Below are 19,327 nucleotides of genomic sequence, written 5' to 3'. Positions count from 1 at the left end.
GCCACGAGTTCGGTGCCCGGGCGAATCAGTGGAAGCGGAAGAACCTGGTGGCGAGCACACCGCACGCCGAGCCCCAGGCGGCCAGCACGATCACCCCGAACCAGTCGATACCGCTGCGCAGCGCCTGGTCCAGCGCGACCGCCAGCGCACCCGAGGGGATCAGGCGCGCGATCACATTCACCGCGCTCGGCAGATCGTCGGAGGCGAACACGATGCTGGCGACGCCGAGCATGACGAACCACAGGATATTGGCCAGCGCCAGCACGATCTCGGCCTTCAGCGTGCCGCCGAGCAGCAGCCCCATCGCCGCGAAGACAGCGGTGCCGAGCGCGATCACGACCGCGCCGAGCAGCAGACCGCCCGGGCCGGGCCGCCAGCCGAGCGCGACCCCGATGGCCCCCAGCAGGATCGCCTGCAACACCACCACGATGAGCACGGCGGCGCTCTTGCCCGCGATGATGCCCCAGCGCGGCAGCGCGGTCGCACCGAGGCGTTTCAGCGCGCCGTAGCGGCGGTCGAACCCGACCGCGATGGCCTGGCCGGTGAACGCGGTCGACATCACCGCCACCATCATCACCGCCGGGACCAGCTTGTCGACCCGGTCCTGACCGAGGTTGCCGAACGGCAGCAGCGTCAACCCGACGAGCAATGTGATCGGTATGAACATGGTGAGCAGCAACTGCTCGCCATTGCGCAGCAGCAGGACCAGCTCCATCCTGGTCTGCGCCGTGAGCATGGCCGCGCGGGTGCTGGGGCGCGGATCCGGGGTGAAGGTGCCCGGCGCGAAGCGGTTCGGAGCAGCTGTGGTCATCCGCGTAGGTCCCGTCCGGTGAGTTCCAGGAAGACGTCTTCGAGGCGGCGCTGATCGATCCGGATATCGGTGGCGAGCACGTTCATCCGCGCGCACCAGGCGGTCACGGTCGCCAGCACCTGCGGGTCGATCTCGCCCTCCACCAGATACGCGCCGGGTGTCGTCTCGCGTGGCGAGAATCCTTCCGGCAGAGCGCTTTCCAGCAGTTCGAGGTCGAGTTTGGGCGGGGCGGTGAAGCGTAGTTGCCCGGCGGCGCCGTGCGCGGTGACCTCGGCCGGGGTGCCCGAGGCGACGATCTGCCCGTGATCGATGATGACCAGCTGATCGGCCAGCTGCTCGGCCTCGTCCATCAGGTGGGTGGTGAGCAGCACGCTGACGCCGTCGCGGCGCAGCGCGTCGATCAGCTCCCACACGATCAGCCGCGCCTGCGCGTCCAATCCGGCGGTGGGTTCGTCGAGGAAGACGATCTCGGGGCGGCCGACCAGGGCGCAGGCCAGGGCCAGCCGCTGCTGCTGCCCGCCGGAGAGCCGCCGGTAGGGGGTGCGCCGATTGTCTTGCAGCCCAAGGGTTGCCAGCAGCCAGTCCGGGTCTAGCGGATCGGCGGAGTAGGCGGCGACCAGGTCGAGCATTTCGCCGGCGCGGGCGCCGGGGTAGGCGCCGCCGCCCTGGAGCATGACGCCGATGCGGGGGCGTAGCCGGTCGGAGTCGGCGATCGGGTCGAGGCCGAGCACGCGCACCGAGCCCGCGTCCGGGCCGGCGAAGCCTTCGCACATCTCCACGGTGGTCGTCTTGCCCGCGCCGTTGGGGCCGAGCAGCGCAAGCACCTGTGCCCGTTCGACTTCGAACGTCAAACCGTCGACGGCGAGGGTGTCGCCGTAGCGCTTGACGACGCCGTCGACGCGCACAGCCGGTCCGGAGGGAGTCACGAGCTCACACGGTAAGCCGTCGCCCCCTGTGACGGAGCCGACACCCCCGGCTGCTGGGCCCGCCAGGGTAGTGCGTTACGTGTCACCACGATGAACAGCACGCACACGATGGCGGTCGCGATGGCCGCTCCGACGATCTGGAAGACCTCGAAATCGCCACCGCGCGGCATCTGCAACACGCTGACCACCGCCGAGAACGCCACCGCGGGAACGCGGAAGATCGGCTGGGTGGCCCAGGCCGCCAGCGGCACGATCGCCCACAGCAGATACCAGGGCTGCACGACCGGGAACAGCAGCACGATCGCGCCGAGCGAGACGCCGAGCGCGCCGACCGGATGCAGCCGGCCGGTGCCGGCGGCGACCAGCATGCGCACGGTCACGAACACCGCCACCAGCTGTGCGAGCGGGCGGGTGATGCTGAGCAGGGCCGTGGTGTGGTCGCCCAGGCCGAGCAGGACGCCACCGAAACCGGTGATGACGCCGACGGCGGTGGGCAGCGACATCCAACTGCGCACGGCGCTGGCGACATTCAGCGTGTGGATCCACCCGAACCCGAGTCCGCTCAGCGAGCCGATCAGACCGGTCACCGCCAGCGCGATGGCGCCGAGCATCGCCGCCGAGGTCACCAGGTTGCGTAATCCGCCGCCCCAGCGCCGGGCCAGCGCCACCCAGACGAATCCCATGACGATCATCGATGTGACTTTGATGGAGGCGGACAGCGTGATCACCACCGCTCCGCCGATCAGCAGCGCGTAGGCGCGGCCGTCGAAGATCGGGGTGTCGTCGATCGCGCGCAGGCACAGTTCCAGGCCCGCGAGCATCAGCCCGAGCATGAGCGCGTCATTGTGCACGCCGCCGACCAGATGGAACAGCACCAGCGGGTTGGCGGCGCCGAGCCACAGCGCGCTCACCGGCGCGACGCCGCAGCGCACCGACAGCCGTGGCAGCGCCCAGACGATCAGGGCGACGCCGCCGAGCGCGAGCAGCCGGTGCATCCACACGCCGACCAGGATGTTGTCGCCGGTGATCTGGGCGATGAGCCGGCCGACCCATAGGAACAGCGGGCCGTACGGCGCGGGTGTCTCGCGCCAGATATTGGGCACGTTGCGGGTCAGCACGTTGTCGTTGCCGAGCGCCTGTGACGGGCCGACCGAGTACGGGTCGATGCCGCGTGCGCTGATCTCGCTCTGCGCCAGATAGGAGTACACATCGTTGCTGAACATGGGCGGCGCGATGGCCAGCGGCAGCACCCACAGCAGGAGCGTGCGATCCATCTGCGAGCGGGTCAGCCGGTGCAGCGGGTTGCCGCCGAGCCCGCCGACCGCGAAGCGCCCGAGCAGCAGCCACGCGAGCACCACGAACGCGGTGCCGACCATGCACACCGCCAGCGACGCGCTGTGCGCCCGGCCGAAGATCGCGAAGATCCGCATTCCCGATACCGGATTCTGCAGCACGGGCTGTGCGCCCACGCCGAGTGCGCTGATCACCATCAGCACCGATCCGGTGGCCCCCATCAGCCGAATTCGGTTGAACTGCGACATCTCTCGGGGATCGAGCTCGGGTACCGCCCGTTCGTCCCGGTGCAGCACCGCGACGGTGTGCTCGGTGCCGGGTATATCGAGCCCGAGTGCCCGGCGCCCCACCGCCATCGTCCGGCGCCGCGCGCCCTCCAGTACCGCCACGCCCCGCAGCCTAGTGCGCCGCCCGCGACCGGCCGACCCGCAACCCGCCGGGGCGCAACCACACCCGCGAGCGGGGCGGGTGCGCGTGGTGTGTGCCATGTCGCAGAATTCGATCGCCGGATGTGTGCGCCGGTGATCCGGCGAACTCTCGGACATCTCCGATCGTGGCGGGTGCGCCGCGGGCACGGCCGCGATCGGCGACCATGATGCCGTTCCACATGCGGTGATAGGGGATGCGAAGTGCTGTGCGTTGGGTCACTTTCGTGGCTCGCGGGCGGCGCCGCGAACCGGCGGCATCTCGGGTTATCCGGCCGCGGCGGGACCGTTCATGATCAAATCGCAGGTCTGGGCCGTATTTGTCAGGGCACCCTTATTAGATTTAGGGAACGAATTCCGCCACACTGGTGTTGTGAAAACCGTGGGTTTGCGGAATGACGACGAAAGGGCCGGTCGCAAGGCTGGTACCGCGTCGGCTGCTGCGCCCGCGACGGCCGGCGGTGAGGGGCATACCCGGGCCGCCATCGTCCAGCTGCTGCTGGAGGAAGGCCCGATCACCGCGACCGCCATCGGCACCAGGCTGGGGCTCACCCCCGCCGGCGTGCGCCGGCATCTCGACGCCCTGATCGATTCCGGTCAGGCGCGGGCCAGCCGGTCGGCCCCGTGGCAGCAGAAGGGCCGCGGCCGTCCGGCCAAGCAGTACCAGCTCACCGCCGCCGGACGCGGCCGGCTCGGCCACGCCTACGACGACCTCGCGGGTGCCGCCATCCGGCAGCTCGGCGAGATCGGCGGCGAGCGGGCCATCGCCGACTTCGCGCGGAAACGGGCACGGACTATCGTGGCCGGGATCGACGCGGTCACCGAGCACACCCCCCGCGAGACCGAGGCCAAGGCCGAGGAGATCGCGGAAGCCTTCACCGACGCCGGCTTCGCCGCCACCACCCGCAAGGTGGGTGCGGGCGTGCAGATCTGCCAGCATCACTGCCCGGTCGCACACGTCGCCGAGGAGTTCCCGCAGCTGTGCGAGGCCGAACTCGAGGCGTTCCGGGACCTGCTCGGCACCCACGTACAGCGGCTTGCGACGATCGCCAACGGCGATTGCGCCTGCACCACCCACGTGCCGCTGTTACCGGTGCCCACACCGAGAACCGCACCACAAACCGCCGCACAGCCCGCGGCGGGACGAACGAACGACTCCGGAAGGAGTGCCGAATGACGACGACCACCGACCAGGTGCAACCGCTCACTCAGGAAGAGACCATCGCGTCCCTGGGTAAATACGGTTACGGCTGGGCCGATTCGGATGTGGCCGGTGCCAGCGCGCAACGAGGCCTGTCCGAGGCTGTCGTCCGCGACATCTCGGCCAAGAAGAACGAGTCCGAGTGGATGCTGGAACAGCGTCTCAAGGCCCTGCGTATCTTCGACCGCAAGCCCATGCCGAACTGGGGCTCCAACCTCGACGGCATCGACTTCGACAACATCAAGTACTTCGTGCGCTCGTCCGAGAAGCAGGCCGAGAGCTGGGAAGACCTGCCCGAGGACATCAAGAACACCTACGACAAGCTGGGTATCCCGGAGGCGGAGAAGCAGCGCCTGGTCGCCGGTGTCGCCGCGCAGTACGAGTCCGAGGTCGTCTACCACTCCATCCGTGAGGATCTGGAGTCCCAGGGCGTCATCTTCCTCGACACCGACACCGGCCTGCGTGAGCACCCGGAGATCTTCGAGCAGTACTTCGGCTCGGTCATCCCCGCCGGTGACAACAAGTTCTCCGCGCTGAACACCGCGGTGTGGTCGGGTGGCTCGTTCATCTACGTGCCGCCGGGCGTGCACGTCGACATTCCGCTGCAGGCCTACTTCCGGATCAACACCGAGAACATGGGCCAGTTCGAGCGCACCCTGATCATCGTCGACGAGGATGCCTACGTGCACTACGTCGAGGGTTGCACCGCGCCGATCTACAAGTCGGATTCGCTGCACTCCGCGGTCGTGGAGATCATCGTGAAGAAGGGCGGCCGCTGCCGCTACACCACGATCCAGAACTGGTCGAACAACGTCTACAACCTGGTCACCAAGCGGGCCAAGGCCGAGGCGGGCGCGACCATGGAGTGGATCGACGGCAATATCGGTTCCAAGGTCACCATGAAGTACCCGGCGGTCTGGATGACCGGCGAGTACGCCAAGGGCGAGGTCCTCTCGGTCGCGTTCGCGGGCGAGGGCCAGCACCAGGACACCGGCGCGAAGATGCTGCACCTGGCGCCGCACACCTCCTCGACCATCGTCTCCAAGTCGGTGGCGCGCGGAGGCGGCCGGGCCTCCTACCGCGGCCTGGTGCAGGTCAACAAGGGCGCGCACGGTTCCAAGTCGACCGTGAAATGTGATGCGCTGCTGGTCGATACGATCAGCCGCTCCGATACCTACCCCTATGTCGACATCCGCGAGGACGACGTCACCATGGGCCACGAGGCGACCGTCTCGAAGGTGTCCGAGGATCAGTTGTTCTACCTGATGAGCCGTGGTCTCACCGAGGACGAGGCGATGGCGATGGTGGTGCGCGGCTTCGTCGAGCCGATCGCCAAGGAACTGCCGATGGAATACGCCCTCGAGCTGAACCGCCTGATCGAACTGCAGATGGAAGGAGCCGTCGGCTGATGGCGACAGGAGTCGTTGGAACGGTCGAGGGCGAAAACCCGACCAAGGTCGTGCAGAACCCGGGTGCGGGCGCGGCGATCAACAAGGGCGAGGTCTTCACCTCGTTCGATGTGAACGCGTTCGAGGTGCCCTCGGGCCGTGACGAGGAGTGGCGCTTCACCCCGATGCGCCGCCTGCGCGGCCTGCATGACGGCACCGCCGTGCGCGACGGCCAGGCCACCGTCGAGGTCGGTGCGGTCCAGGGTGTCACCACCGAAACCGTGGACCGCGGCGACGCGCGTCTCGGTCAGGCCGGCGTGCCCGCGGATCGTGTTGCCGCGCAGGCATATTCGAGCTTCGAGCACGCGACCGTGATCTCGGTCGGTCCGGAGATCGAGGTCGCCGAGCCGGTTGTCGTCACGGTGACGGGTCCGGGCGAGGGCAAGACCGCCTTCGGCCACACCCAGATCCGGCTGGCGAACTTCGCCGTCGCCACCGTGGTCGTGGACCAGCGTGGCAGCGGAACCTACGCCGAGAACGTGGAATTCGTGCTCGGCGACAGCGCCAAGCTGACCGTCGTGCACATCCAGGACTGGGCCGACGACGCGGTCAACACCACCGCCCACCACGCCAAGGTGGGCCGCGACGCCACGCTGCGTCACATCAACGTCACCCTCGGCGGTGACCTGGTCCGCCTGACCGCGGGCGTCCGCTACGACGGTCCCGGCGGCGACGCCGAACTGCTCGGCCTCTACTTCGCCGACGCGGGCCAGCACTTCGAGCAGCGCCTGCTGATCGACCACGCGGTGCCGAACTGCAAGTCGAACGTGCTGTACAAGGGTGCGCTGCAAGGCGATCCGGCCTCGCCCAAGGGCGATGCCCGCACGGTGTGGGTCGGTGACGTGCTGATCCGCGCGGCCGCCGAGGGCACCGACACCTTCGAGGTGAACCGCAATCTGGTGCTCACCGACGGCGCCCGCGCCGACTCGGTGCCGAACCTGGAGATCGAGACCGGCGAGATCGCCGGTGCCGGACATGCCTCGGCGACCGGCCGTTTCGACGACGAGCAGCTGTTCTACCTGCGCGCCCGCGGTATCCCCGAGGACGCCGCCCGTCGCCTGGTGGTGCGTGGCTTCTTCCACGAGATCATCCAGAAGATCGCGGTCCCCGAGATCCGGGAGCGGCTGGAGTCGGCCATCGAGGCCGAGCTCGCCGCGATCGGCGCCTGACACCCGAACCTCATACCCCACGAAGGAATTCGATTCGATGACCACCCTGGAAATCAAGGACCTGCATGTCGAGGTGGCCACGCCCGAGGGCGAGGCCAAGGAGATCCTCAAGGGCGTGAACCTCACCATCAATTCCGGTGAGACCCACGCCATCATGGGCCCCAACGGCTCCGGCAAGTCGACGCTGTCCTACGCCATCGCCGGTCACCCCAAGTACACGGTGACCTCCGGCTCGATCACCCTCGACGGTGAGGACGTGCTGGAGATGTCGGTCGACGAGCGCGCCCGCGCCGGTCTGTTCCTGGCCATGCAGTACCCGGTCGAGGTGCCCGGCGTATCGATGTCGAACTTCCTGCGCACCGCCGCGACCGCGGTCCGCGGCGAGGCCCCGAAGCTGCGCACCTGGGTCAAGGAGGTGAAGGAGTCGATGGGCGAGCTCGAGATCGACGCCGCCTTCGCCGAGCGCAGCGTGAACGAGGGCTTCTCCGGCGGTGAGAAGAAGCGCCACGAGATCCTGCAACTGGGCCTGCTCAAGCCGAAGATCGCCATCCTGGACGAGACCGACTCGGGTCTGGACGTGGACGCGCTGCGCATCGTCTCCGAGGGCGTCAACCGCTACAAGGAGCGCGAGAACGGCGGCGTCCTGCTGATCACGCACTACACCCGCATCCTGCGCTACATCCAGCCGGAATTCGTGCACGTGTTCGTCGGCGGCCGCATCGTCGCCGAGGGCGGCCCGGAACTCGCCGAAGAACTCGACGCCAACGGCTACGTCCGCTTCACGAGCTCACCCACCCCGTCGGCTGCGCCTCCTGCCGTCCCCCAGTCCGCGACCGCTGGAGCCTGATTATGACCGCCATGGTCCACGACACCCTCGATGTCGCCCGCGTCCGGGCCGACTTCCCGATCCTGGGCCGCACGGTCCGGGACGGGAAACCGTTGGTGTATCTGGACTCCGGCGCGACCTCGCAGCGCCCGCTGGCGGTGCTCGACGCGGAACGTGAGTTCCTGGTCGAGCGCAATTCGGCGGTGCACCGCGGCGCGCACCAGTTGGCCGAGGAGGCGACCGACGCCTACGAGGACGCCCGCGCGGTGATCGCGCGGTTCGTCGGCGTCGACGCCGGGGAGATCGTGTTCACCAAGAACGCGACCGAATCCCTGAACCTGGTGGCCTACGCGTTCGGTGATGCTCGGTTCCCGCATCAGGTCGGCCCCGGTGACGAGATCGTCGTCACCGAGCTGGAGCATCACGCGAATCTCGTGCCTTGGCAGGAGCTTTCGCGGCGTACCGGCGCGACGCTGAAGTGGTACGGCATCACCGACGACGGCCGGATCGATCTCGATTCGCTCGAATTGTCCTCGGCCACCAAGGTCGTCGCGTTCACGCATCAGTCGAATGTGACCGGCGCGATCACCGATGTCGCCGAAATCGTCCGGCGCGCACAGCAGGTCGGCGCGCTCACGGTCCTCGACGCCTGCCAGTCGGTCCCGCACATGGCGGTAGATTTCCGTGTGCTCGGTGTGGATTACGCCGCGTTCTCCGGCCACAAGATGTTCGGCCCCTCCGGCGTCGGCGTGCTGTACGGCCGTCGCGCGCTGCTCGAGCAGATGCCGCCGTTCATCACCGGCGGTTCGATGATCGAGACCGTCACCATGGCGGCCAGCACCTACGCCCCGCCTCCGCAGCGGTTCGAGGCCGGTGTGCCGATGACCTCGCAGGTGGTCGGATTGGGCGCGGCCGTGCGGTATCTCGAAGCGCTCGGCATGGATGCCGTCGCGGCGCACGAGCACGCGCTCGTCGACAAGGCGCTCGCCGAGCTCGGCGCGATCGAGGGTGTGCGGATCGTCGGCCCGACCGAGAACGTGGACCGTGGTTCGGCGGTGTCGTTCGTGGTGGACGGGATCCACGCCCACGATGTCGGGCAGATCCTGGATGACGAGGGCGTCGCCGTCCGCGTCGGGCACCACTGCGCGTGGCCGCTCATGCAGCGCATGGGTGTGCCCGCGACCGCGCGGGCGTCGTTCGCGGCCTACAACACCTTGGACGAGGTCGACGCGCTGGCAGCTGCCGTGCGGAAGGCTCAGACGTTCTTCGGAGTTGCATAGGACATGCGCATGGAGCAGATGTACCAGGAAGTGATCCTGGACCATTACAAACATCCGCACCATCGTGGTTTGCGGGAGCCGTTCGGCGCCGAGGTGCACCACGTCAACCCGACCTGCGGTGACGAGGTGACCCTGCGCGTGCAGCTCACCGACAGCGGCGATGTCGCGGATGTGTCCTATGACGGCCAGGGCTGTTCGATCAGCCAGGCCGCCACCTCGATCCTGACCGATCAGGTCATCGGGTTGCCGGTGCAGCAGGCGCTGAAGGTGGTCGACTCCTACAGCGAGATGATTTCCAGTCGCGGCACCGTCGAGGGCGACGAAGACGTGATCGGCGACGGCATCGCGCTGGCCGGTGTCTCGAAGTACCCGGCGCGGGTGAAATGCGCCCTGCTCGGCTGGATGGCGTTCAAGGACGCCGTCGTGCGGATCACCTCCGAAAAAGATGGGGAAGCCTCATGACCGATACACCATCGGAGACCACCGAAGCCGTCGAGTTGTCGGCCGAGGAGATCAAGCACCTCGAGGACATCGAGGAGGCGATGCGCGATGTCGTCGATCCCGAACTCGGCATCAATGTCGTCGATCTCGGCCTGGTCTACGGGATCAAGGTCGAGAACGAGATCGCCAAGCTGGACATGACCCTGACCTCGGCGGCGTGCCCGCTCACCGATGTCATCGAGGATCAGTCGCGCAATGCTCTGGTGCGTAGTGGTCTGGTCGAGGATCTCGAGATCACCTGGGTCTGGATGCCGCCGTGGGGCCCGGACAAGATCACCGAGGACGGCCGCGAACAGCTGCGCGCCCTGGGGTTCACGGTCTAGCCTCCGAATCTCGTTGTGCCCGGGCGGAACTCCGCGCCGTCTCGATGGTGACCTGTCCGAAATGACCTGCTGACCGCCCTTTGGCCGTTCCCGCCGCCCTACCGTCGACCTCGCAAGGTTGGCACCGCCCGCAGGGGCGGTAGGTAGTTAGGAACGGTATGAAACACAGCACAGGCAGAATGGCGTTCGCCGCCGTCGCAGTCACGGGCGCCGCCCTGCTCACCCTCGGCGCGGGTGCCGGGATCGCCGGCGCGGACGCGGTCCTGCCGATCAGCAGCGGCTCGTCGGCCTCGGGCGACAAGGACAGCGGATCCGGCTCGGGTTCGGGCGGCACCGCGACCGAGAACACCTCGAGCAACGGTTCGGGCAGCTCGTCGGGCTCCGACAAGGAAGACGACGTGGCCGGGCAGCCCGATGTACTCCAGCAGATCCTGCGCGGTCTGTTCTGACCCTCGCGTGAGCAGCGGGGCGCCGTCGACCGTCGGCGGCGCCCTGTTCAGCTCGGGTGCGGGGCGATATCGAAGATCAGCATGGCCGCCAGCAGCAGGAGCATGCCGCCCGCCAGCGGAAGGAAGCCCGCGAGCAGCGCGATGCCGAAGGGCCGGTGCGCGGGGGAGCGGCACAGCCAGGCGCCGAGCATGGTCAGCACTGTGGCAGGTCCGAAGAGCGCGACCGTGTAGATGATCGAGCGGGCGGCGCCCTCCAGATGGAGCGGTCGCAGCGCGTCGGTGATCGCGCTCACGCCCGTGGTGTAGGCCAGGCTCAACCCCAATCCGATGATCAGTCCGGAAACGATTTGCACTGCCGGTGACCAGATTTCGGTCGGGCGCGGATCTTTGTTCCCCCGTGTTCGCACTTCGGGATAGTAGCCGGTCGGCTCTGGACAATCGTGGCGCGCTTGCAGAAAGATCTTCTCCGGCAACACATTCGGAACGGGGAGTATCTCTTGTCTGTGCTCGGTAAGTCCGCCCTGGCGGTCGCGCTCACCTCGTCGGCGGCCGCGGTGCTCTGTTCCGCCGCACCCGCCGAGGCGGCCGGAAAGTACTACGGCACCTTCGGAATCTCCTGGAGCACCGGGCGCACCATCGCCATCGTGGACCAGACCTCGAAGGTCTCCGCCGATGCCGCCGCGATCCGCGACTGCGGTGTCTACGACTGCGAGCTCGTCCTGCGTATTGTCGACGAATGTGGCGCGATCGCCCGCGGCGCGGACGGAAAATGGGGTTGGGCGGCCGGCGGTTCGCTGGAGGCCGCCGAGCAGACCGCCGTCGCCTCCCTCGGCGCTTCGGCCCCGCCCTTCCCCGATCTCGGCAGTGCCCAACCTCGCCCGGCGGTCGTCGTGACCTCCGCCTGCACCAGGAACGTTCGCTGACCTCCGCGTGAGGTAGCCGATATTACTTGGACATTCGCCACCCGGTAGGCCATGATCAGTCGCTGACATCACCTTTGAACCGGGGAGGATTCTTTGTCTTTGTCTCGCAAGGTTGCTGCGAGCGCGGTTGCTTCGTTCGCGACGGCGCTCGTGCTGTCCGGCATGGGACCGGCCAACGCGACCGCTCAGAGCGGCGTGGAGATCATGGAGATCGAGGGCTACCACGCCACGTCCGTCGACGGTGGTTTCGAAGCCGCCGCCGGTGATCTCTATGGTGCGCTGGCGATTTCGCGGAGCACTGCCCGCGTGTCCTCGGCGGTCAACTACGGCAGCTGGGCTGCCGCCGAGCGCGGTGCGCTCGACGAGTGCGGCCGGGGCGACTGCGATGTGGTCGTCTCGTTCCGTAATGCCTGCGGGTCGGTCTCCCAAGGCGCCGACTACCGCTTCGGCTGGGCGTGGGCGGCCGAACGTGGTGAAGCCGAACGGCTTTCCAACGAGGTGCTCGGCATGAGCGCCCCGCCGTTCCCGGATCCGGGCAGCGCCTCGCCGCGTCCGGCCCGGGTCATCCTGTCCGCCTGCACCTCCAATGTAGGCTGATCCGAATGCCGGAAGGCCCGGTGTGGTTCGTCCAACCGCGAATCACACCGGGCCTTTCCATGCGCCGGGTCAGTGTCGTAATACTCTGCGGGCCAGCCAGTTTCCGAGGAACTGGATGCCCTGCACGCCCGCGATGATGATCAGGGTCGCCACCAGGGTTACCTGCCAGTCGAAGCGCTGGTAGCCGTAGACCAGGGCGAAATCGCCGAGCCCGCCGCCGCCGACGGTGCCCGCCATGGCGGACATGTCGACGATGGCGATCACCACGAAGGTGTAGCCGAGGATCAGCGGGCCCAGCGCCTCCGGGATCAGGAGCGTGAGGATGATCCGCAGCGGGCCCGCGCCGACCGCGCGCGCCGCCTCGATGACGCCGGGGTCCACCGTCACCAGATTCTGCTCGACGATCCGGGCGATGCCGAACGACGCCGCCACGATCATCACGAAGGCCGCCGCGTCGGTGCCGATGGTGGTGCCGACCACCTCCAGGGTGATCGGGCCGAGTGCGGCCAGCAGGATGATGAACGGAATCGGCCGTACCACATTGACCAGCACATTGAGCACCAGGTTGATCGGTGCGCTGGCCAGCAGGCCGCCTTTGCGGGTGGTGTAGAGCGCGGTGCCGAGCACCAGTCCCACCAGGCCGCCCACGACGAAGGTGAGCAGGACCAGATAGATGGTGGTGCCGATGGATTCGAGCAGAATCGGTTGCAGCTTGTCCCAATCCGTCTGCACGCCTACTCCTTTCTCGTCTCGAGCTCGCCGATCACTTTGTCGACCGCTTCGTCGGGCCCGTGCAGTGCCACGGTAAGGCTGCCGAATGTCTTGTCCTGCAAGGTGCGGACCCCGCCGTAGACCACTTCGAAGCCGATATCCGCGCGGGCCGCGGTGGCCAGGGCCGCGCCGACGCCGCGCTCGTCGTCGATGGTGACCGTGACCAGTCGCCCGCCGTGGCGGCCGCGCAGGATTTCCAGCTCGGCGTCCGAGGGCCGGTCGTGCAGTACGGTGTCCACGAAGGAGCGGGTCGGCGTGGCCTGCGGGGTCGCGAAGACCTCGAAGGTGCTTGCCAATTCGACGATCCGGCCCTCGGCGAGTACCGCCACTCGATCGGCCACCGCCCGGATCACGTCCATTTCGTGGGTGATCACCACGATGGTGACGCCGAGTTCGCGGTTGATCTTGCGGAGCAGCCGCAGTACCTCACCGGTGGTTTCCGGATCGAGTGCCGAGGTGGATTCGTCGGCGAGCAGCAGCGACGGCGAGGTCGCCAGCGCGCGGGCGATGCCGACGCGCTGCTTCTGCCCGCCGGAGAGCTGATCCGGGTAGCTGCGCGCCTTGTCGGACAGTCCGACGAATTCCAGTAGCTCGGCGACGCGGGCCTTGCGGTCGGCGCGCTTCCAGCCCGCCACTTTCAGCGGGTACTCGATATTGCCCGCGGCCGTGCGGGACCGGAACAGGTTGAACTGCTGGAACACCATGCCGATATCGCGGCGCAGTCGTCGCACCCGGGCCTCCGGCACACCCGTGACGGGTGTGCCGGCGACCTCGATGACACCGCTGGTCGGCTTGTCCAGCGCGTTGATCAGCCGGACCAGTGTGGACTTGCCCGCGCCGGAATAGCCGATGACGCCGAAGATCTCGCCCTGCTCGATCCGCAGGTCGATGCCGTCCAACGCGACCTGCCGCTGCTCGCCCTTGCCGTAAACCTTGGTGACCGAGCGGAACTCGACGGCCGGCGGCTCGCTCACTTGCCGTCGCGGGCGGTCTGCTGCACCCGGGTCAGGATCTGCTCCAGGTCCGTGGCCGGCCGATTCACCGCGACGGCGGTGCCCTTGGTGACCTCGGCATGCGCTTGCGCGACCGCCGGGTCCCGCCAGATCTCCACCAGCCGCTGGTAGACCGGGTCGGTCTTGTCCTCGGCGCGGGTGACGATCACATTGATGTACGGCTCGGCCGCCGGATTCTTCGGATCATCCTTGTACAGCGCGGATTTCGGGTCGATACCGGAACGCTCCAGGAAGGTGTTGTTGATCACCGATCCGTCCACCGAGGCCAGCGACAGCGCGGTCTGCGCGGCGTCGACCGGAGTCACGGTCACCTTCGAGGCGGCCTTGTCGACATCGGCGGGGGAGGGCTGGCGGACGTCGGAGGACAGCTTCAGCAAACCCGCGGCCTGCAACACGAACAGGGCGCGTGCCTGGTTGGTCGGATCGTTCGGGATGGCGATGCTGCCGCCCGCCGGGATGTCGGCCAGGGCCTTGTGCTTCTTGGAGTACAGGCCCAGCGGCACGATGTAGGTGGACCCGATGGGGGTGAGCGTGTCGTTGTTGGCGACGTTGTACGCGCCGAGGAACTGGAGATGCTGGAAGAGGTTGACATCGATCTGCTTCTGCGCCAGCGCCCGATTCGGCTGCTGGTAGTCGGAGAAGTTGGTGATCTTCAGGGTGATGCCCTGCTCCTTGGCCTTCTGCTCGAAGACGTCCCAGGCTTGGTCCTTGTCGGTGGTGCCGATGCGCACTACCGTGGCCGAGGAGTCGTCGTCTTTCCCGCAGGCGGTCAGGGTGAGTGCCGCGGTGGCTACGAGGACCGGGATCGCCAGCGCCCGAGTGAACTTCACAACTGCTCCTGAATTGCTTGTGGCGGATACGAACCCGGTAATCCAAGCGGGGCGGCGGTGCGCCGGGCAATGGTTCGAATTGTGCTGAGCAAAACCCTGGCGAATTCCTGGACGCTCGTCTAGCTTGCCTGCGACGGGCCCCGAACAAGGCGCGGTTCGCCAGCTCAAAGGCACGTTAATTGCGTCGGCTCGGGGCGACGGACATCGCGTCCACATGGCATCCTCGGCGCAAACAGCCGTGATCTCCGCTGGAGGTCGATCGTCGATAGGTCGTACATGGATTTGCGCAGGGCAGTGTCGCGGGGACGCCGGGGGTACCACCGAATCGGAGCGTTCGCGGCGGCAGCCGTGGTCGCGGTCGCACCGATGTTCGTGGCGGTTCCGGAGGCCGGAGCCGCCGCTGTCGTCGAGCGAATCGATCGTGACGGACAGCAGTGGCAGATGTATGTCCGCTCCCCGGCTATGCAGCGCACCATCCACCTGGATGTGCTGGTGCCGGCGGATCAGTCGAGATCCCGGCCGACATTGCTGCTGCTGGACGGCAACGGCGCGAAGGAGAATCAGCCCAAGAGCACCTGGACGCTACGCGGAGGTGCCAAGGAGTTCTTCGCCGACAAACCGGTGAATGTCGTGATGCCCGTCGGTGGTGGCGGAACCTATTACACGGACTGGCTGAAAGACGATCCTGTTCTCGGACACCAGAAGTGGGAGACTTTCCTCACGAAGGAACTGCCACCGCTGATCGACCGCGAGCTGAAGGGCAACGGCGCCTACGCGGTCGGCGGACTGTCGATGGGCGCGGGCGCGGCGGCTATCCTCGCCGTGCGGCATCCCGAGATGTTCCGGGCGCTGGCGGCCTTCAGCGGGTGCTACTCGGCCGACGGTCTCGGCCAGCTCTCGGTGCGGCCGGTCGTAGAAGCCAAAGGTGGTGACCCCGCCAATATGTGGGGTTCGGTGGGCAATCCGGAATGGGACGCGCACGACCCGATGAAGCACCTCGATTCCCTGCGTGGCAAGCCGGTTCACCTGTCCGTCGCGACCGGTGTGCCCGGCCCCGAGGATGCCATTTTCGACGGGAACTGGTCGTGGCCCGAGGATCCGTTCCGGGCGAGTGAGATCGAGAACATCTCCCACGAATGCACCGCTGTCACCGGTACCGCCATGGGCATCGCCGGTGCCGATGTCTCCACAGATTGGAATGCCATCGGCGTGCACTCGTGGTCACTGTGGAAGGCCGCGCTGCCCAAGTCCTGGCCGACCCTGAAAGCGGGTCTGGGCGTGTAGTTCTGCCGCGCGTTTCCCAGTGATCGGGCGTGCCCGTTCGCCGTCGAGGTGAACGGGCACGCCGGGAATCACTCGGGAATGCGTGAGCGGAGCAGATGTTCGGCGAAACGGGTGTAGCCGACGGCGACAGCGGAGATGATTTCGAGGTGGACGAGGCAAAGTACCGGGAAACCAGGGAATCGCTGCACGGCATCGCGGAGCTGCTGATCGCGGGTCCGCAGTATCGCGAGTACGGGACCATCCGGCTCCGGGTGGTGCTCGGCGGGTTCGGCGGAGCCAGGCTACCGGTGTCCGTGCTGGGAACCGGGCTGGTCGGCCCCGGCGGTGGACGGGTACCGCTGGACGGCACCTACGCCCAGGTCGCCAAGGCCGCCGGCATCGATCCGGGCGCGCCGGAAGGGCTCTACGCCGACACCACCGGTCAGCGGATCGACGACGAGATCTGCCTGGACGAGCACGCGGCCGCCCTCATCGGCGACTGGTTCGCCACCGGCGACGCCGCGCTGCGCTGCCTGGCCCCCGATGTGACGCCGGTGCTCTGGCCCGAGCACTTCGACCTGGCCAGCAGCCGCGCCGAAGTCAACTTCGGTGTTTCGCCCGGCGATGCCGCCCATCCCGCGCCCTACGCCTATGTCGGGCCGTGGACGCCACGCACCGGCGAATTCTGGAATGCGCCGTTCGGCGCGCTGCGGCCACGCGAGCAGCTGCGCACCGCCTCCGGACTGCTGGCCTTCTTCGAGGAAGGCCGCGAACGCGCGGCCGCGGGCTGAGCGGGTCAGCGGGTGGCGCCGCGCCCCTCGCCGGCCAGTCGCCCGCGGCGGATCAGCGAGCGTTTGGTGCCCGGTGCGATCGGCACCCGCTCATCGGTAACTTCCTGGGGCTCTTCGGGATTCGGCCGGACGAAGAGGGTGACGGTAGCGGCGGCGGTGAACCCGCTGCGGGTCATCAAGGTGGCCGAGGCGGCGTTGCGCTCCTCCACATCGGTGACGATCCGGCGCGCGCCGGCCGCGAACAGTCCCGCCGAGCAGGCATCGACCAGCCGGCGCGCGATACCGTGACCCTGCATATCCGGTGCGACCGCGATCCACTCCAGGTAGCCCCAGTCATCGCGTAACTCGAACTCCATCGACCCCAGCACGAATCCGACCACTCGATCCGAGTCCAGCGCCACCCAGCAGGCGTTGTCCGCGCTGTCCAGATGCTCGGCGACGCTGGTCAGCGACCAGGACGTGTAGGGCTTGACGGTGGTGTCGAACACTTCGTGCCCGAGGTCGAGCACCTGACGCAGGTGCCCCAGGCCCATCGGAACGATCGCTACGGCGGAGTCCATCCCGCCAGTTTGCCAGGAATGCGCTCCGATCCCCGGTCAGGCGCCCTTGCGGGCCGCGGCCTTCTTGGCTGTCTTCTTGGCCGGTTTGCTCTCGGCCTTCGCGGCCGTCTTCTTCGCGGCGGCCTTCTTGGCGGGCGTCTTCTTCGCGGGTTTCTTCGCGTCCGTGGCCGTGCGACGGCCGCTGGCCTCCAGGCTGCGCTGGAGCGCGGCGACCAGATCGACGACCTCGGCATCCATTTCCGCGGGGGCGGCCTCGGGGCGACGCTCCACGGTGCCGCTGCCGCTGGCGATCGCCTCGTCGAGCAGCCGCTTCAATTCGATCTGGTATTCGTCCTTGTACAGATCCGGGTCGAAGTCATCGGACATGGACGCGACCAAGGTCTCGGCCATCTTGATTTCCTGCGGGCGCGGTTCGGCGGCATCCTCGAGCGCTTCGAATTCGACGGCGCGGACCTCGTCCGGCCACAGCAGGGTTTGCAGCACGAGCACGCCGTCGCGCACCCGCAGGGCCGCCAACCTGGTCTTCTGCCGCAGCGTGAAATGCACGAGCGCGGTCTGGTCGATCTGCTCGAGTGTGGTGGCGAGCAGGACGTAGGCCTTGGGCGTCGTCGAATCCGGCTCGAGGTAGTAGCTCTTCTCGAACAGGATCGGGTCGATCTGGTCGGAGGGGACGAATTGGAGCACCGGGATCTCGTGCTTCTCCGCGGCCGGAAGCTTGGCGAAATCCTCGTCGGTCAGCATGACCTTCTCGCCCTCGGGCGATTCGTAGGCTTTGTCGATATCGGCGTACTGCACCGATTTGCCGCAGACCGTGCATACGCGGTCGTATTTGATCCGCCCGCCGTCCTTGGCGTGCACCTGATGGAACCGGATGTCATGGTCCTCGGTGGCGGTGTACACCTTGACCGGGACGTTGACCAGCCCGAACGCGATCGAGCCCTTCCAAATAGCTCGCATCCCTCCATGATGGCCGAAGGTATTCGAATACGCGAGCGAATCGAACTTCCGCGCGTCGCGGTAGGGTCGGACGCAGCCGAAGCGCGCCCGCGTGGATGGGACGGGCGGCCGCGGCCGAGGAAGGACAGCGATGACGTATCCGCCGGGGTCCGGTGGCGGCCCCTACCCGCAGCGGGACCCGGATCGGTGGGGGCAGGAACCGGAGTGGGTGGCCTGGCCCGAAGATCTGGTGAAAGTTCCTGAGGCGCAGGCGTTCTCCACATTGCCGGAGATGATGCCGCTGGTCGAACCCGTCGTGGCGGCGACGGAAACGACAGTGCCGGAAGCGGAGTCGAGCCGGGGGCCCGGGCGATACATTGCGACAGCGCTGGCGGCGCTGCTGCTGGTGATCGCGGGCAGTGCCTACTTCCTGTTCACGGGCGACCGGACGCCGGTCGCGCCGCAGGCCGGCGAGCCCTCGACCTCGGCAGCGCCCAGGTTGTCGAGCCCCGTCCAACCCGTGCCCGTGGACCCGGGGGACCGCTTCAGCTACACCGAATTCGCCGGGGCATGGGACTTCAAGTTCGGCAATGTCGAACTGCACGCCGACTGGGTCACCGGTGCGGACTACGATTCCTGCCACGACATCGAAGCCAGCGCGAAGCTGTCCGCCCTCGGCTGCCAGTACGCCTCGGAACTCGTATACAGCGCCCACAACGGCGGCCTCATGCTCACCCAGTTCGTGCTCACCATGCCCGACGATGCCGCCGCCAAGGCCGCCGAGGACAAGTTCACCGGCAAGGATCTGAAGTTGCGCCCGGGCGCGTACGTCGCGAATTACGCCATCGGCAAATGGAAGACCGAGGCGCGGCGGAACTTCATCGTCGTCACGGTCGGCACCGCCACCGCGGCTGTTCCCGAGGCGGAGGTCGACAAGTTCCTGCGCTACCGGCATACCGACACCGCGCTCGCACTGATGTTCCGCTAGGGC

General features: G+C 67.6%; 22 protein-coding genes. 13 read left to right on the top strand and 9 right to left on the bottom strand.

The window, feature by feature from the left end; all coding sequences use genetic code 11:
- Positions 1–25: 25 nt before the first annotated feature.
- The 3 genes from ACFVMC_RS19145 to mptB are packed head-to-tail and all read right to left on the bottom strand — an operon-like array spanning position 26 to position 3,386.
- The gene (locus tag ACFVMC_RS19145; protein WP_379211941.1) at positions 26–811 is read right to left on the bottom strand and encodes an ABC transporter permease; all 786 of its coding nucleotides are present in this window, start codon (positions 809–811) and stop codon (positions 26–28) included.
- Positions 808–1,737: an ABC transporter ATP-binding protein gene (locus ACFVMC_RS19140; protein ID WP_379211939.1), complete on the bottom strand. Its 930-nt coding sequence runs from the start codon at positions 1,735–1,737 to the stop codon at positions 808–810. Before ACFVMC_RS19140 ends, ACFVMC_RS19145 begins: the two co-directional genes overlap by 4 nt.
- Positions 1,734–3,386: a polyprenol phosphomannose-dependent alpha 1,6 mannosyltransferase MptB gene (gene mptB, locus ACFVMC_RS19135; protein WP_379212423.1), complete on the bottom strand. Its 1,653-nt coding sequence runs from the start codon at positions 3,384–3,386 to the stop codon at positions 1,734–1,736. Before mptB ends, ACFVMC_RS19140 begins: the two co-directional genes overlap by 4 nt.
- 361 nt (positions 3,387–3,747) lie before the next feature.
- Here mptB and ACFVMC_RS19130 point away from each other — a divergent pair, with 361 nt between their 5' ends.
- From ACFVMC_RS19130 to ACFVMC_RS19095, 8 genes are all read left to right on the top strand, one after another.
- Positions 3,748–4,632, top strand: a complete 885-nt coding sequence (locus ACFVMC_RS19130) for a helix-turn-helix transcriptional regulator (RefSeq protein ID WP_379211937.1) — start codon at positions 3,748–3,750, stop codon at positions 4,630–4,632.
- A complete protein-coding gene (sufB, locus tag ACFVMC_RS19125) occupies positions 4,629–6,065 on the top strand; it encodes a Fe-S cluster assembly protein SufB (protein WP_379211935.1) in 1,437 nt (478 codons plus the stop codon). Before ACFVMC_RS19130 ends, sufB begins: the two co-directional genes overlap by 4 nt.
- On the top strand, positions 6,065–7,273 hold the full coding sequence (gene sufD / locus ACFVMC_RS19120) for a Fe-S cluster assembly protein SufD (RefSeq protein ID WP_379211933.1): 1,209 nt from the start codon (positions 6,065–6,067) through the stop codon (positions 7,271–7,273). The genes sufB and sufD overlap by 1 nt, the downstream gene beginning before the upstream one ends.
- A gap of 37 nt (positions 7,274–7,310) precedes the next feature.
- Entirely contained in the window at positions 7,311–8,120 is an 810-nt protein-coding gene (sufC, locus tag ACFVMC_RS19115) for a Fe-S cluster assembly ATPase SufC (RefSeq protein ID WP_379211932.1), read from the top strand.
- Positions 8,121–8,122: 2 nt separating this feature from the next.
- Positions 8,123–9,379 (top strand): cysteine desulfurase, encoded by a 1,257-nt coding sequence (locus tag ACFVMC_RS19110; protein WP_379211930.1) that lies wholly within the window; start codon positions 8,123–8,125, stop codon positions 9,377–9,379.
- Positions 9,380–9,382: 3 nt separating this feature from the next.
- Complete coding sequence (sufU, locus tag ACFVMC_RS19105; protein WP_379211928.1) at positions 9,383–9,841, top strand: Fe-S cluster assembly sulfur transfer protein SufU; 459 nt, start codon at positions 9,383–9,385, stop codon at positions 9,839–9,841.
- Positions 9,838–10,203: a metal-sulfur cluster assembly factor gene (locus tag ACFVMC_RS19100; protein WP_379211926.1), complete on the top strand. Its 366-nt coding sequence runs from the start codon at positions 9,838–9,840 to the stop codon at positions 10,201–10,203. The genes sufU and ACFVMC_RS19100 overlap by 4 nt, the downstream gene beginning before the upstream one ends.
- 158 nt (positions 10,204–10,361) lie before the next feature.
- A complete protein-coding gene (locus ACFVMC_RS19095) occupies positions 10,362–10,652 on the top strand; it encodes a hypothetical protein (RefSeq protein ID WP_379211925.1) in 291 nt (96 codons plus the stop codon).
- A gap of 47 nt (positions 10,653–10,699) precedes the next feature.
- Here the strand turns inward: ACFVMC_RS19095 and ACFVMC_RS19090 are convergent, their stop codons facing one another.
- Positions 10,700–11,005, bottom strand: a complete 306-nt coding sequence (locus ACFVMC_RS19090) for a hypothetical protein (RefSeq protein ID WP_379211923.1) — start codon at positions 11,003–11,005, stop codon at positions 10,700–10,702.
- 150 nt (positions 11,006–11,155) lie between these two features.
- Here ACFVMC_RS19090 and ACFVMC_RS19085 point away from each other — a divergent pair, with 150 nt between their 5' ends.
- Both ACFVMC_RS19085 and ACFVMC_RS19080 read left to right on the top strand, forming a co-directional pair.
- Positions 11,156–11,575 (top strand): DUF4189 domain-containing protein, encoded by a 420-nt coding sequence (locus ACFVMC_RS19085; protein ID WP_379212421.1) that lies wholly within the window; start codon positions 11,156–11,158, stop codon positions 11,573–11,575.
- A gap of 99 nt (positions 11,576–11,674) precedes the next feature.
- A complete protein-coding gene (locus tag ACFVMC_RS19080; RefSeq protein ID WP_379211921.1) occupies positions 11,675–12,172 on the top strand; it encodes a DUF4189 domain-containing protein in 498 nt (165 codons plus the stop codon).
- Positions 12,173–12,241: 69 nt separating this feature from the next.
- Here ACFVMC_RS19080 and ACFVMC_RS19075 read toward each other — a convergent pair whose 3' ends face one another.
- From ACFVMC_RS19075 to ACFVMC_RS19065, 3 genes are read right to left on the bottom strand one after another with little or no spacing between them, the layout of a single operon-like run.
- Positions 12,242–12,904: a methionine ABC transporter permease gene (locus tag ACFVMC_RS19075; protein ID WP_379211919.1), complete on the bottom strand. Its 663-nt coding sequence runs from the start codon at positions 12,902–12,904 to the stop codon at positions 12,242–12,244.
- A 2-nt stretch (positions 12,905–12,906) separates the two neighbouring features.
- Positions 12,907–13,917 carry a methionine ABC transporter ATP-binding protein gene (locus ACFVMC_RS19070; RefSeq protein WP_379211917.1) on the bottom strand — a complete coding sequence of 337 codons (1,011 nt, stop codon included), beginning with the start codon at positions 13,915–13,917 and terminating at the stop codon, positions 12,907–12,909.
- Positions 13,914–14,786 (bottom strand): MetQ/NlpA family ABC transporter substrate-binding protein, encoded by an 873-nt coding sequence (locus ACFVMC_RS19065; protein WP_379211916.1) that lies wholly within the window; start codon positions 14,784–14,786, stop codon positions 13,914–13,916. The genes ACFVMC_RS19070 and ACFVMC_RS19065 overlap by 4 nt, the downstream gene beginning before the upstream one ends.
- Before the next feature lie 348 nt (positions 14,787–15,134).
- Between ACFVMC_RS19065 and ACFVMC_RS19060 the strand changes: the two genes are divergently transcribed.
- Together ACFVMC_RS19060 and ACFVMC_RS19055 are read left to right on the top strand one after the other, a co-directional pair.
- Positions 15,135–16,070, top strand: a complete 936-nt coding sequence (locus ACFVMC_RS19060; protein WP_379211914.1) for an alpha/beta hydrolase — start codon at positions 15,135–15,137, stop codon at positions 16,068–16,070.
- A 95-nt stretch (positions 16,071–16,165) separates the two neighbouring features.
- A complete protein-coding gene (locus tag ACFVMC_RS19055; protein ID WP_379211913.1) occupies positions 16,166–16,840 on the top strand; it encodes a hypothetical protein in 675 nt (224 codons plus the stop codon).
- 5 nt (positions 16,841–16,845) lie between these two features.
- Here the strand turns inward: ACFVMC_RS19055 and ACFVMC_RS19050 are convergent, their stop codons facing one another.
- Together ACFVMC_RS19050 and ACFVMC_RS19045 are read right to left on the bottom strand one after the other, a co-directional pair.
- Positions 16,846–17,400, bottom strand: a complete 555-nt coding sequence (locus ACFVMC_RS19050) for a GNAT family N-acetyltransferase (protein ID WP_379211911.1) — start codon at positions 17,398–17,400, stop codon at positions 16,846–16,848.
- 36 nt (positions 17,401–17,436) lie between these two features.
- Entirely contained in the window at positions 17,437–18,357 is a 921-nt protein-coding gene (locus ACFVMC_RS19045; RefSeq protein ID WP_379211909.1) for a Ku protein, read from the bottom strand.
- Positions 18,358–18,487: 130 nt separating this feature from the next.
- Between ACFVMC_RS19045 and ACFVMC_RS19040 the strand changes: the two genes are divergently transcribed.
- Complete coding sequence (locus ACFVMC_RS19040) at positions 18,488–19,324, top strand: hypothetical protein (RefSeq protein ID WP_379211908.1); 837 nt, start codon at positions 18,488–18,490, stop codon at positions 19,322–19,324.
- The last annotated feature ends 3 nt before the right edge of the window (positions 19,325–19,327 follow it).

The sequence above is a fragment of the Nocardia sp. NPDC127579 genome, from assembly GCF_042672005.1.
In the GTDB taxonomy this organism is placed as follows: Bacteria; Actinomycetota; Actinomycetes; order Mycobacteriales; family Mycobacteriaceae; genus Nocardia.
Note: the sequence above shows the minus strand (reverse complement) of the source record. Positions and strands in the feature narration are given on the sequence as shown.

Excerpts from the sequence above, each read along its gene's own strand:
- ACFVMC_RS19145 (WP_379211941.1), bottom strand. The coding sequence starts at position 811 with ATGACCACAGCTGCTCCGAACCGCTTCGCGCCGGGCACCTTCACCCCG.
- mptB (WP_379212423.1), bottom strand. The coding sequence starts at position 3,386 with ATGGCGGTGGGGCGCCGGGCACTCGGGCTCGATATACCCGGCACCGAG.
- ACFVMC_RS19130 (WP_379211937.1), top strand. The coding sequence starts at position 3,748 with ATGATCAAATCGCAGGTCTGGGCCGTATTTGTCAGGGCACCCTTATTA.
- sufB (WP_379211935.1), top strand. The coding sequence starts at position 4,629 with ATGACGACGACCACCGACCAGGTGCAACCGCTCACTCAGGAAGAGACC.
- sufD (WP_379211933.1), top strand. The coding sequence starts at position 6,065 with ATGGCGACAGGAGTCGTTGGAACGGTCGAGGGCGAAAACCCGACCAAG.
- sufC (WP_379211932.1), top strand. The coding sequence starts at position 7,311 with ATGACCACCCTGGAAATCAAGGACCTGCATGTCGAGGTGGCCACGCCC.
- ACFVMC_RS19110 (WP_379211930.1), top strand. The coding sequence starts at position 8,123 with ATGACCGCCATGGTCCACGACACCCTCGATGTCGCCCGCGTCCGGGCC.
- sufU (WP_379211928.1), top strand. The coding sequence starts at position 9,383 with ATGCGCATGGAGCAGATGTACCAGGAAGTGATCCTGGACCATTACAAA.
- ACFVMC_RS19100 (WP_379211926.1), top strand. The coding sequence starts at position 9,838 with ATGACCGATACACCATCGGAGACCACCGAAGCCGTCGAGTTGTCGGCC.
- ACFVMC_RS19095 (WP_379211925.1), top strand. The coding sequence starts at position 10,362 with ATGAAACACAGCACAGGCAGAATGGCGTTCGCCGCCGTCGCAGTCACG.
- ACFVMC_RS19055 (WP_379211913.1), top strand. The coding sequence starts at position 16,166 with ATGTTCGGCGAAACGGGTGTAGCCGACGGCGACAGCGGAGATGATTTC.
- ACFVMC_RS19050 (WP_379211911.1), bottom strand. The coding sequence starts at position 17,400 with ATGGACTCCGCCGTAGCGATCGTTCCGATGGGCCTGGGGCACCTGCGT.
- ACFVMC_RS19045 (WP_379211909.1), bottom strand. The coding sequence starts at position 18,357 with ATGCGAGCTATTTGGAAGGGCTCGATCGCGTTCGGGCTGGTCAACGTC.
- ACFVMC_RS19040 (WP_379211908.1), top strand. The coding sequence starts at position 18,488 with ATGACGTATCCGCCGGGGTCCGGTGGCGGCCCCTACCCGCAGCGGGAC.